Here is a 12,599-nt window from a genome sequence, read left to right as displayed (position 1 = left end):
TTTCTATCTAATTTTTATTCTTTTTCTTTCTTTTTCCTTAAAAAACGGTGCAAAGATACGAATTTTTGAGCGAAAAATGCTATCTTTGCATCAAAATTATTAATTTTTGCACAAAACGATGGTTTGTAATGCAGTAAAAAGTAGAAATTAAAACAATGCATACGAAAGAAGAAAAGTTAGCGGCGTTCAGCCGCTTGCTGGATGTGCAGGACCGTTTGCGCCTGCAGTGTCCATGGGATAAGAAGCAGACATTTGAGAGTCTTCGTCCGAATACCATCGAGGAGACTTTCGAGCTTTGTGACGCCTTGATGAAGCGCGATTACAAGGATATCAAGAAGGAGCTGGGCGATGTGCTGGAGCACGTGATGTTCTATAGCATCATCGGCAGAGAAGACGGCGAGTTCGATATCTGCGATGTCTGCAATCAGGAAGCTGATAAACTGATGTTCCGCCATCCTTTCATCAACTGGAAGGAGGAGGGCGAATGGACTGTGGCGAATCCTGATATGTATATCAATGATGAGGGACAGGTGGTATATAAGGAGTCTGAAAAAGCAGAAGCCGGGAAGGCAGAATCTGCAACCGGGAAGGCTGAGGCGGGAAGCTCGGAAGAAACCCTGGCTCTTGGTGCCAGCAAACCCAAGAATGCAGCCTCGGTAGAGAAAACCTGGGAGCAGATCAAGCAGCAGGAGAAAGATGGCAACGAGCGCGTTCTGAGCGGTGTGCCAAATTCCCTGCCATCCCTTATCAAGGCCTATCGCATTCAGGACAAGGCACGAAACGTGGGCTTCGACTGGAAGGAGAAGGAGGATGTATGGGACAAGGTACACGAAGAACTGGAAGAACTCAAGGCAGAACTTGCCAAGGACGACAAGGAAAACTCTACCCAGGAACTCGGCGATTTCCTCTTCTCCGTCATCAATGCAGCCCGTCTCTACAAGCTCAATCCGGACAATGCACTGGAGAAGACAAACCAGAAGTTTATCCGCCGTTTCAACTATGTAGAAGATCATTCGCTCAAGCAGGGTAAGAATCTGAAAGACATGAGTTTGGAAGAGATGGATAAACTGTGGGATGAAGCCAAGAAACAGGAAAGACTTCAGAAAGAATCGTAAGCTTCAATAGGAGGAGCTTCATGATAAACAAGATAAAACGTTTTTATAACAACAAAAACTATAAGGATTATGAAAAGATTAGTTTATATGATGATGGCTTTGGTGGTACTCTTTGCTGCCAATAGCTGCAAGGATAAGAAAACCGCACAGGTAATCACTCCTACAGATTCCCTTGATCTGGAGGAGGTTGCCGATGATTCAACCATCTACGGTGTTTGTGGTGAGGGTACATCTATGCACAATCTGGAGCTGATTTCTGATGAGGGAGATACGCTCTCAGTCTTTATCGATGATGAGCAGCCAGACATCGTGCTGGGTGGTTTGCTGGCAGGCGACCGCATCGCTCTTATCGGTTACAAGGCACAGGATGGAGAGATGATGGCACAGAAAATCATCAATCTTACTTCACTCCTGGGCAAGTGGACTTCACTCGACAAGAACTTCGACTTGCTGGAAGGTGGAGAGGTAAAAAACAATGTGAAGGCTGAGACCAATCCTTGGACTTCATGGAAAATCCTGAACGGAAAGCTCCTGCTCAACAAGGATACCTTTGCCATCGATAAACTGGGCTCTGACAGCTTGATGCTGGAGAATACCCAGGGCATCTATGTCTTCAAGCGCCAGGAGTAAATTGTCATTCTAAATTTTAGATTAAGTTGGAACCATTTAAGATACATATACTGGGGTGTGGCAGTGCGCTGCCAACCCTGAAACACAATGCTTCCTCGCAGCTCATAGAGATGCGGGGAAAGTGCTATATGATAGATTGTGGCGAGGGTGCACAGATGCAGTTCCGTCGTTCCCATATCCATTTCTCCAAGCTCAATGCCATCTTCATCACCCACATGCATGGCGATCATTGTTTCGGATTGATGGGCTTGCTTTCTACGCTCGGAATGCTCGGACGTACATCTAAGTTAAGAGTTTATGCTCCAAAGGATTATGCTCCTCTGTTTAAACAACAGGTAGAATTCTTTATGCAGACGATGGAGTATGAGATGGAGATGATTCCGGTGGATACGGAGAAACAGCAGATTATCTACGAAGATCATTCTCTGTCGGTGGAGACGGTGCCTCTGAAACATCGTCTGCCATGCTGCGGCTATATCTTCAGAGAGAAGCCTACGCTGCCTCATATCAAGAGGGATATGATAGATTACTACGGCATCCCAATCAGTCAGATCAACAACATCAAGAATGGGGCTGACTGGACCAACGAGGAGGGCGAGGTGATTCCGAATGCCCGTCTGGTGACACCTGCCGACCCGCCTCGCAGTTATGCCTATATGAGTGATACCCGATATATTCCGAATCTCTGGGAAAAGGTGAAGGGGGTTACGGTGCTTTATCATGAAAGTACTTATACTTCGGAGCAGGAAGACCGGGCTAAGATCTACAACCATAGTACGGCGAAGCAGGCTGCGATGGTGGCAAAGGCTGCCGGGGTAGGCAAGTTGCTCCTGGGACATTATAGTGCGAGATATAATGATGAGACGGTTCTGCTGAAAGAAGCCAAAGAGGTTTTCGAGGAAAGCTATCTCACCAATGAGGGAATGGTTATCTCGGTATAAAAACAACCTTGCATCAAAAAAAGTTTGTTTTTTGGTGCAAGGTTTTGTGTTGATATTCGTTTAATACATAAAAGATAGAGAAAATTGGAATCTGAAAAACTACTTTTGCACGACATCAAAGGCGGCAGTCGGGCGGCGATGCACCGGCTCTACGACCGCTACGTAGGATATGCCATGGCGGTAGCGCTGAGGTATGTCCCTTTACGTGATGATGCGGAGGATGTGGTGCAGGATAGTTTTGTGAAACTTTTCTCTGGTATTGCCAACTTCGAGTACAGGGGCGAAGGTTCGCTGAAGGCGTGGTTTCTCCGGATTGTGGCAAATGAGGCTATCAGCTTTACCCGAAGGCAGAGTCGCATCACTTTCGTGGATGAAGTTCCGGAAGATGTGAGTGACGACGAACCGGAGGTAGAACGGGTGCCGCCTGCCGTATTGACGAAGATGATCGGTGAATTGCCCGAGGGCTATCGACTGGTTCTGAACATGTTTGTGTTTGAGCAAAGGAGCCATAAGGAGATTGCTGATCTGCTGGGCATCAAGGAGAGTACCTCTGCTTCGCAATATCTAAGAGCCAAGAAGTTTCTGGCAAAGAAAATAAATGAATATCTAAATAATATAAACGAGAAAGAATATGAGTAATCAAGATTGGACAAGCAAACTTCAAGACCAGTTGGCAGGCTATCAGGAGTCTGTCAGCCACGACTTGTGGGCAGGCATTGAACAATCGCTTGCTCAGAATAATATAGAATCTGTTTCGTCGAATCCACAGACGATAGCTTCAGAAAGCTCAGAATCTGCTGATTCAAACGTTGGTTCAGAGGCTAAAAAGGATGCCAGGGTTTTACACGACAGTTCAGAGGCTAAAAAGAATGCCAGGATAGTCTATTTCAAGCGATGGTCTGCGGCTGCAGCAGCCGTGGCATTATTGGGAATAGGTGGAAGCTATGTTTATCTGCACCAGGAGGATGTAGAAAAGGGTAATCTGCAATTGGCTGCATCTCAACCAGCTCCATCCCACGTTGTTTCAGCGGATTTGCAATCCGCTGCATCCCAGCCAGCTCCATCTCACGTTGTTTCAGCGGATTTGCAATCCGCAGCATCTCAACCAGCTCCATCCCACGCAGTTTCAGCGGATTTGCAATCCGCTGCATCTCAATCCGTTCCATCCCACGCAGTTTCAGCGGATTTGCAATCCGCAGCATCTCAACCCGCTCCATCCCTCGTTGTTTCAGCGGATTTGCAATCCGCTGCATCCCAAAAGAAGACGAGTGATGATGTTCTTAAGGAAGAATCTGAGAATGAAATCTCTTTGCTTGCAGAGAAATCCGATTATAAGGCCTTAACCCGCTCTACCGATCATCATGCGGCAGCGTATGCTTCTCAGTCTTATCATTTTGAAAAAAATGAGGAGGTTTCTGGCTGGTCGATGCAACTCTATGCCGAAAACCTGACGCCAAGTCTGGGCGGTGTGAATTCCGACGCGTCTGGAGGCTATAATGATTTTAGCTATGGAACGATGGCAGAACCGATGCCGGGTGTCATCCCTGATCCGACGGCTGGAGGCATATATGGAGAAGAATATCTCTTGGCATCCTATAAGGCGATTCAAAGAAAACAGCAGGTGAATGCCAAGCATCATGCTCCAGTATCTGTTGGTTTGCAGGTAGCCTTTGGTATTGCCCCTCGTCTGTCTTTGAGTACGGGTATGGTATATACACGCACTTCTTCTGATTTTTATCCATACGCACCAGGTAGTAGCTACAATGTTCATCAGGTGCTTCATTATGTGGGTATTCCGGTGGGATTGAATTATGAATTCTGGCAGAGTGGAGGCTTCCATGCTTATGTGATGGCTGGTGCTGAGGCTGATTACAATGTGAAGAATGATACCGAAGAAGAGGGTGTAAAGAAAGAGAATGCCAAGCGAGACAGAGTGCAGTTCTCTGGAAAGGCTTCGCTCGGTGCGCAGTATGACATCACACCAAAGGTGGGTCTGTATATCGAACCGGGTGCTAAATATTATTTCGATAACGGGAGCCATGTGGAAAATACCTTCAAGGATAAGAAGTTGAATTTCAATCTCCAGTTCGGTTTGAGATTCAATCTATAGTATATAGTATCAATTACTCCCATCTTTTTGGAGAGTAATGAATAACGAAAAAGGCAGATTGCTAATTTGCAACCTGCCTTTTTTCGGTTTTTTATGTAATATACTATTTCTTCAAAAGCTTCTCACTCATATTGAGTGCAGCCTTTCTGCCATCTCCCATTGCGAGAATCACGGTGGCACCACCTCTTACGATGTCGCCGCCAGCATAGATTTCCTCAATAGAGCTCTGCATCTGGTCATTTACGGCAATCGTATTCTTTCTGCCGAGTTCCAATCCCTCGATGCTCTGAGGAACGAGAGGGTTAGGGCTTACGCCAACAGCTACGATTACCTGGTCGCACTCCAAAGTGATGGTCTCGCCTGTAGCTTCCGGACGGCGACGGCCGCTGGCATCAGGCTCACCGAGCTGCATCACATCCAAGACCACAGCCTTTACTGCGCCCTTCTCATCCGCCTCATATTCCTTTGGATTATGTAAGGTCATGAAGTTGATGCCTTCTTCCTTGGCATGTTTCACCTCCTCAAGTCGGGCTGGCATCTCTGCCTCCGAACGGCGATAAACCAATGTTACCTCGGCTCCCAGACGCTTGGCGGTGCGGCAGCTGTCCATTGCAGTGTTTCCGCCACCTACAACAACCACCTTCTTACCCAGGTTGATAGGGGTGTCGGTATGAGGGTTGGCTGCATCCATCAGGTTCACACGGGTAAGATACTCGTTGGATGACATGATGTTCAAGGCGTTCTCGCCAGGGATATTCATGAAGTTAGGAAGTCCGGCTCCCGAACCAACGAAGAATCCCTTGAATCCCTGTTCTTCCAAATTCTTCACGGAGATAGTCTTGCCCACGATGCAGTCGGTAATGAACTTCACGCCCATCTTCTGGAGATTCTCTATCTCTACATCCACGATGGCATTTGGCAATCGGAACTCTGGAATACCATATTTCAATACACCGCCAATCTCGTGCAGAGCCTCGAACACGGTGACGTCGAATCCCTTCTTCGCCATATCGCCAGCAAAGCTCAAGCCGGAAGGACCTGAACCCACTACCGCCACCTTGATGCCGTTTGCCTCATCGCACTCAGGCACAGAGATGTTGCCACTCTGACGCTCGTAGTCGGCAGCAAAGCGCTCCAGATAACCGATGGCTACGGCTGGCTCGTTCATCTTGAGATGTACGCACTTGCTCTCGCACTGTTTCTCCTGAGGACAAACACGACCACAAACGGCTGGGAGGGCAGAGGTGTTCTTCAGAACCTTGGCTGCGGCAAGGAACTGCCCACGCTCGATGTTCTTGATGAAGGATGGGATGTTGATGCTCACTGGGCAGCCCTCCATACAGGTAGGCTTCGGACAGTCGAGACAGCGCTTTGCCTCTGTCAAAGCCATCTCCTTGGTCAAACCGATGTTCACTTCCTCGGTGCGGGTAGTTGCACGATATACTGGGTCCAGCTCTGGCATCTTGACGCGCTCGATAGCGGTGCGTTCCTTTGCTTTCATCGATGCACGTAACTCCTTGCGCCACTCTGCGTTACGGTCTGTCAGTTCTTCTATTGGTGCATCGGTAGGCTCCACATCCATCGTAATGTCTGTAGTCTCCTTCTTCTTCCCTGCATCCACTGTAGCCAGATGCTCCTCGAAGTGCTCCATTTCCTCGCGCTCTACATCCTTGAAGGTGCCCATACGCTTGAACATCTCATCCCAATCTACCTGGGCGCCATCAAACTCCGGACCATCGATGCAGACAAACTTGGTCTTGCCGCCGATGGTGAGACGGCAGGCACCGCACATACCGGTACCATCTACCATGATGGTATTAAGCGATACATCAGTAGAAAGATTATATTTCTGGGTAAGGAGGCAGCAGAACTTCATCATGATAGGAGGACCGATGGCGAACACCTTATCTATATGTTCCTGGTTGATGAGCTTTTCGATGCCCACGGTTACTACGCCTTTCTCGCCGTAGCTTCCGTCATCGGTCATGATGATGAGTTCGTCGCTGGATGCACGCACCTCATCTTCCATGATGACGAGGTCCTTGCTTCTACCAGCAATCACGCTGAGCACTCGGTTGCCTGCAGCTTTCAGTGCCTTGATGATAGGGAGCATTGGAGCCACACCTACACCACCACCTGCACAGATCACGGTACCGAAGTTCTCGATGTGGGTAGGGTTGCCGAGTGGTCCCACCACGTCGTGAATCTCATCGCCCTCGTTCAGGGCGCAAAGCTTGGTAGAAGAAAGTCCTACCTTCTGTACAACCAGCGTGATGGTGCCTTTCTCGATGTCGGCATCGGCGATGGTCAGCGGCATGCGCTCGCTGTTGTTATCTACACGGATGATGACGAAGTTGCCAGCCTTGCGGCTCTTGGCGATGAGTGGAGCTTCCACATCGAAACGGAATACCTTTTCAGAGTATTGTATTTTCTTGATAATCTTGTTCATGGGCTATTAACTTTTTATGTTGAATACTATCTGTGTTTCTATTTCTTATTAGTTGTCTTGATGTTTGCTCATGGTATATAAAATGCAAAAGGATAACTGCGGCCGCCTTTATGGGGTAGCCGAAGTTATCCTCGTACAATATGTTTTATTTAAATTTTATCGAATAAATCGAAGTTCTTGTCGAATTAATCGATTCTTGTCGAATTAATCGAAGTTCTTGTCATCGAGCATCTCGAATCCGCAGTAAGGAACCAATACCTTAGGTACGCGGATACCCTCTGGAGTCTGGTTGTTCTCCAGGATGGTTGCTACGATACGTGGCAAGGCGAGAGCAGAACCGTTAAGGGTGTGGCAAAGCTCAATCTTCTTGTCCTCTGCATGGCGGTAGCGGCAGTGGAGACGGTTAGCCTGGTAGCTCTCGAAGTTAGATACTGATGAAACCTCCAGCCAGCGGCCCTGTGCTGCACTCCATGTCTCGAAGTCGTAGCAGATAGAAGAGGTGAAGCTCATATCACCACCGCAGAGACGGAGGATGTGGTATGGCAACTCCAGCTTCTTCAAGAGACCCTCTACGTGGTCGAGCATCTCGTTCAGGCTCTCGTATGAGTGGCCTGGCTTATCGATGCGTACAATCTCTACCTTGTCGAACTGGTGCAGACGGTTCAAGCCACGAACGTCCTTACCATAGCTACCAGCCTCACGACGGAAGCAGGCAGAGTAAGCGCAGCGCTTGATAGGGAGATCCTTCTCATCGAGGATAACATCGCGGAAGATGTTGGTTACAGGAACCTCGGCAGTAGGGATGAGGAAGAGGTTGTCGAGATTGGCGTGATACATCTGACCCTCCTTGTCTGGCAACTGACCTGTGCCACGACCAGAATCCTCGTTAACTACGTAAGGAGGCTGAATCTCCAGGTATCCGCTCTTGCGGGCCTCATCGAGGAAGAATGCCTCAAGAGCACGCTGGAAGCGAGCCATCTTGCCGATATATACAGGGAAACCAGCGCCAGTGATCTTCACACCGAGGTCGAAGTCAACGAGGTTGTACTTCTTCAGGAGATCCCAGTGGCAGAGAGCGTCTGGGCCGAGGTTAGGCTTTTCGCCGCCTTCCTTTACAACTACATTGTCGGCAGCATCCTTACCTTCAGGAACCTGCTCGCAAGGAATGTTAGGGATTTCGAGCAACTGGTTGGTCATATCGTTCTGAGCCTTCTCCATAATCTCTTCCAGAGCCTTGGCATCAGCCTTGAGCATAGCTACCTGAGCCTTAGCGCTCTCAGCTTCCTCTTTCTTGCCTTCCTTCATCAAGGCACCAATCTGCTTGGCAAACTGATTAGCCTGCTGCTTGTTGTTATCCAACTTCTGCTGAGCTTCGCGACGAATCTTGTCGTACTCCAAAACTTTCTCTACTGCCTCACGAGCATTTGGAAAATGCTTCTTTTCGAGACCTTTAACTACACGTTCAGTTTCTTCACTGATGAGTTTAAGTGTAAGCATAATATTTCTTTTTTATATTAATTTTCCTATTTGAAGGCAAAATTACAAAAAATATTTGTGATAGCGCAAAAAAATGCCAACTTTTTTGCAGAGAAGGGTAGAATTAAAGTTTTTTCGTGGTTTTTATGGGGGTTAAACGAAGAAAGCCTGCTCTAGGTATGAGCAGGCTTCTATGTTGTTTGTTTGGAATAGTTTTTTCTAAAACTTTAAAATTTAAGCGTCAGCTTTCTTAGTCTTCTCAGCGTAAACCTCTGGAGAGAGAACAGAAACTGTACTCTTGTCCTTGCGGCCCTTGTGGAAGTAAACGATACCGTCTGCCAAAGCATACAATGTATCATCCTTACCCTGAGCTACGTTCTCACCTGGGAAGTGCTTGTTACCACGCTGGCGAACGATGATGTTACCTGCGATGATGCTCTGACCACCCCAGATCTTAACGCCTAATCTTTGTGAAGCTGATTCACGGCCGTTCTTAGAACTACCAACACCTTTCTTATGTGCCATTTTCTAATTCCTCCTAATTTTAAGCGATTACAGATTTGATTGATACCTCAGTGAACTGTGCACGGTGACCGTTCTTCTTGCGATAGTCCTTGCGGCGCTTCATCTTGAAGACGATAACCTTGTCACCCTTTACGAGTGGGTTCACTACTTCTACTACTACTTTTGCACCCTCTACAGCTGGTGCACCGACAGTGATTGCGCCGTCCTTGTCAACGAGCAAAACCTTGTCGAACTCAACAGTCTGACCTGCCTCAACATCCTTGATGTGATGTACGAAGAGCTTCTTGCCCTCCTCAGCCTTGAACTGCTGACCGTTAATTTCTACGATTGCGTACATTTAATTATTTATATAAACGGGTTTTTCCGCGAGGCGTCCTGCATCGTGCCGGATCTTTACCGAGCCCCAACGAACTTAACTTTTTCTGTAATATTTGCCCAATCCATGAGCATTCGGGGTGCAAAATTACTAACTTTCTTTGAAATAAGAGAATAGGGGGATGAAAATCTTTCTTCTTTTAGGAAGAATTAACAAAGAAGCATGGTTATTAACAAAAAGTGGGTACAAGACGTAGGGTCGTTAACAAAAAAGTGGATATAAACAAAAAAGCGATGACCTTCACAGGCTACCGCTCCAAATCTTCAATAGGTATTAGTTTTCCTTAAGGTGAAAAGATTGTTTTCAGGATAACTGCTGCAAAGGTAAGGCTTATTTTTGATATCTCCAAATCTTTTTGAAACTTTTTTTGTCTCATATCAAATGTGTAGGCGCACAATTCTATTATTTAACTAGTGTTAACGGAAATTGATGCGTAAACGATTGCTTTTTGCTGTCTTTTGTGCTTTTTTAGCAGGTTCTTCATATCAAATAGGATAACTGATATTTTTTCTTTTGTTAGATTGGGTATAGATTCTTTATATACGAAAAAAGGGCAGAAACTTTCACAAGCTTCTGCCCCTCCCTAAACATATTCATAATCAATCTTTTGCTATTACTAGCATAATTTCCGATATTTAATAACTCTTATTTAAGAGGTTATTTCTGATTCTTGATCTTCTCTACGTAAGCATCGATTACAGCTACGGCTGTGATGTTTACGATATCCTGTACACTGCTCTCTGAGTCAGTGAAGTGGATAGGCTTGTTCAATCCCATCTGGATAGGACCAATGATTTCTGCCTCTGGGTTCAATCCCTGGAGAAGCTTGTATGCACCATTTGCACTGCTCAGGTTAGGGAATACCAAAGTATTCACATCCTTGCCCTTGAGACGTGAGAATGGATACTTCTCATCGCGGAGATCCTTGTTGAGTGCATAGTTTACCTGCATCTCGCCATCGATGGCGAGGTCTGGGAACTCCTTCTGCATCTCTGCCACTGCCTTCTTTACCTTTACAGGAGAACCGATGGCGTCTGTACCGAAGTTAGAGTAGCTCAACATAGCCATTACTGGCTCCTCGTTGAAGAACTTCACGGTGCCGGCAGACAACTTGGCGATATCGGTCAGGACATCCTCGTCTGGGTGACGGTTGATCAGTGTATCTGCGATGTAATATACGCCCTTCTGAGTGTTGAGGATGTGCATGGTTCCGAATGTCTTGTACTCATCACGGATGCCGATAACGTCCTTGGCTACCTTGATGGTATTGCTGTACTTGGTGTAGAGACCAGTGATGAATGCATCAGCATCACCCTGCTCAACCATAGACATGCCGAAGTAGTTGCGCTCGTACATCTTATCGTAAGCCTCTTCGAAGCTGTAACCCTCGCGGGCACGTTTCTCTGCCAGGTGCTTGGCAAACTTGGCACGGCGACCCTGCTCGTTGTCGGCACGCATATCTACAATCTCGATGTTTGAGAGGTCGAGCTTCAATCGGCTTGCCACACGGTTCAGACGGTCAGGGTTGCCCAACAGGATAGGCTCGCAGATACCCTCGTTCTTTGCCTGGACTGCAGCCTTCAGCATGGTTGGGTTACCGCCCTCTGCGAATACTACGCGCTGTGGGTGGAGGCGGGCTGTATCGTGGAGCTTGCGGGTGAGTTTGGTCTCCTGACCGAGCAACTGGCGCAACTCCTGCTTATACTTCTCCCAGTCTTTGATAGGGGTGCGAGCTACGCCGCTTTCCATTGCTGCCTTGGCTACTGCTGCAGATACCTCTGTGATCAAGCGTGGGTCAACTGGCTTTGGAATGAAGTACTTAGGACCGAATGTGAGGTCGTTTACGTGATATACGTCGTTCACTACGTCTGGCACAGGCTGCTTAGCCAGGTCGGCGATGGCGTGAACGGCAGCCATCTTCATCTCCTCGTTGATGGCACGGGCGTGAACGTCGAGTGCACCACGGAAGATATATGGGAAACCGATAACATTGTTAATCTGGTTTGGATAGTCGGAACGGCCTGTTGACATCAATACGTCTGGACGGCTGTCCATAGCATCCTCGTAACTGATCTCTGGAACAGGGTTGGCGAGTGCGAATACGATAGGGCTGTCAGCCATAGAGCGGATCATATCCTTAGAGAGTACGTTACCCTTGCTGAGTCCTACGAATACATCGGCACCCTTCACAGCCTCTTCGAGTGTGTGAACATCACGGCGGTCGGTAGCGAACAACTTCTTCTGCTCTGTCAGGTTCTCACGGTCGCTTGTAATTACACCCTTAGAGTCGAGCATGACGATGTTCTTCACCTGTGCACCGAGGGCAACGTAGAGCTTGGTACAGCTGATGGCTGCAGCTCCGGCACCGTTAACCACAATCTTCACGTCGGCAATGTTCTTGCCGGCTACTTCGAGGGCATTCTTCAAACCTGCAGCTGAGATGATGGCAGTACCATGCTGGTCATCATGCATCACAGGGATGTCGAGGGTCTTCTTCAGACGCTCTTCGATGTAGAAGCACTGAGGCGCCTTGATATCCTCCAGGTTGATACCACCGAAGGTAGGTGCGATTTTCTCTACGGTCTCGCAGAATTTCTCTGGATCTTTCTCGTCGATTTCGATGTCGAAGACATCCACTCCACCATAAATCTTGAACAGCAATCCTTTACCTTCCATTACTGGCTTACCGCTCATCGCGCCGATGTCGCCGAGTCCGAGCACAGCAGTACCATTGCTGATCACAGCTACCAGGTTACCCTTGTCTGTGTATTTGTAAACTTCGTCTGGGTTTTGCTGAATCTCCAAGCATGGGAAAGCTACGCCTGGTGAATACGCCAAACTCAAGTCCGTTTGTGTGTGATAAGGTTTTGTTGGTTTAACCTCAATCTTACCAGGACGGCCTGCTTCGTGGTATTCGAGAGCCGCCTCTTTTGTGATTTTTACCATAACAATGTATTGGTTTAATGATTCTATTTCT

General features: G+C 47.6%; 10 protein-coding genes. 5 read left to right on the top strand and 5 right to left on the bottom strand.

The genetic code is table 11. The annotated features are described in order from the left end of the window. Positions 1 to 155 precede the first annotated feature (155 nt). The 5 genes from mazG (at position 156) to CFT61_RS05140 (ending at position 4,796) form a co-directional block, all read left to right on the top strand. The gene (gene mazG, locus CFT61_RS05160; RefSeq protein ID WP_089543397.1) at positions 156 to 1,115 is read left to right on the top strand and encodes a nucleoside triphosphate pyrophosphohydrolase; all 960 of its coding nucleotides are present in this window, start codon (positions 156 to 158) and stop codon (positions 1,113 to 1,115) included. Between the two features lie 69 nt (positions 1,116 to 1,184). Then, positions 1,185 to 1,745 carry a hypothetical protein gene (locus CFT61_RS05155; protein WP_089543396.1) on the top strand — a complete coding sequence of 187 codons (561 nt, stop codon included), beginning with the start codon at positions 1,185 to 1,187 and terminating at the stop codon, positions 1,743 to 1,745. 26 nt (positions 1,746 to 1,771) lie between these two features. Beyond that, complete coding sequence (locus tag CFT61_RS05150) at positions 1,772 to 2,686, top strand: ribonuclease Z (protein WP_089543395.1); 915 nt, start codon at positions 1,772 to 1,774, stop codon at positions 2,684 to 2,686. 84 nt (positions 2,687 to 2,770) lie between these two features. Beyond that, positions 2,771 to 3,325 (top strand): RNA polymerase sigma factor, encoded by a 555-nt coding sequence (locus tag CFT61_RS05145; protein ID WP_089543394.1) that lies wholly within the window; start codon positions 2,771 to 2,773, stop codon positions 3,323 to 3,325. After that, positions 3,318 to 4,796 (top strand): outer membrane beta-barrel protein, encoded by a 1,479-nt coding sequence (locus CFT61_RS05140; protein ID WP_089543393.1) that lies wholly within the window; start codon positions 3,318 to 3,320, stop codon positions 4,794 to 4,796. The genes CFT61_RS05145 and CFT61_RS05140 overlap by 8 nt, the downstream gene beginning before the upstream one ends. Positions 4,797 to 4,899: 103 nt before the next feature. Here the strand turns inward: CFT61_RS05140 and CFT61_RS05135 are convergent, their stop codons facing one another. From CFT61_RS05135 to CFT61_RS05115, 5 genes are all read right to left on the bottom strand, one after another. Further along, positions 4,900 to 7,245 (bottom strand): bifunctional dihydroorotate dehydrogenase B NAD binding subunit/NADPH-dependent glutamate synthase, encoded by a 2,346-nt coding sequence (locus tag CFT61_RS05135; RefSeq protein WP_089543392.1) that lies wholly within the window; start codon positions 7,243 to 7,245, stop codon positions 4,900 to 4,902. A gap of 204 nt (positions 7,246 to 7,449) precedes the next feature. Next, positions 7,450 to 8,742 (bottom strand): serine--tRNA ligase, encoded by a 1,293-nt coding sequence (gene serS / locus CFT61_RS05130; protein ID WP_022109697.1) that lies wholly within the window; start codon positions 8,740 to 8,742, stop codon positions 7,450 to 7,452. Positions 8,743 to 8,955: 213 nt separating this feature from the next. Further along, positions 8,956 to 9,246, bottom strand: a complete 291-nt coding sequence (gene rpmA, locus CFT61_RS05125) for a 50S ribosomal protein L27 (protein ID WP_006848684.1) — start codon at positions 9,244 to 9,246, stop codon at positions 8,956 to 8,958. Between the two features lie 19 nt (positions 9,247 to 9,265). Further along, positions 9,266 to 9,583: a 50S ribosomal protein L21 gene (rplU, locus tag CFT61_RS05120; RefSeq protein WP_089543391.1), complete on the bottom strand. Its 318-nt coding sequence runs from the start codon at positions 9,581 to 9,583 to the stop codon at positions 9,266 to 9,268. A 696-nt stretch (positions 9,584 to 10,279) separates the two neighbouring features. Continuing rightward, positions 10,280 to 12,568 carry an NADP-dependent malic enzyme gene (locus CFT61_RS05115; protein WP_089543390.1) on the bottom strand — a complete coding sequence of 763 codons (2,289 nt, stop codon included), beginning with the start codon at positions 12,566 to 12,568 and terminating at the stop codon, positions 10,280 to 10,282. Between the last annotated feature and the right edge of the window lie 31 nt (positions 12,569 to 12,599).

It is taken from the genome of Segatella copri, from assembly GCF_002224675.1.
Lineage (GTDB): Bacteria > Bacteroidota > Bacteroidia > Bacteroidales > Bacteroidaceae > Prevotella > Prevotella copri_U.
The sequence above is the reverse complement of the archived record's forward strand: the minus strand, read 5'-3'. Positions and strand labels throughout refer to the sequence as shown.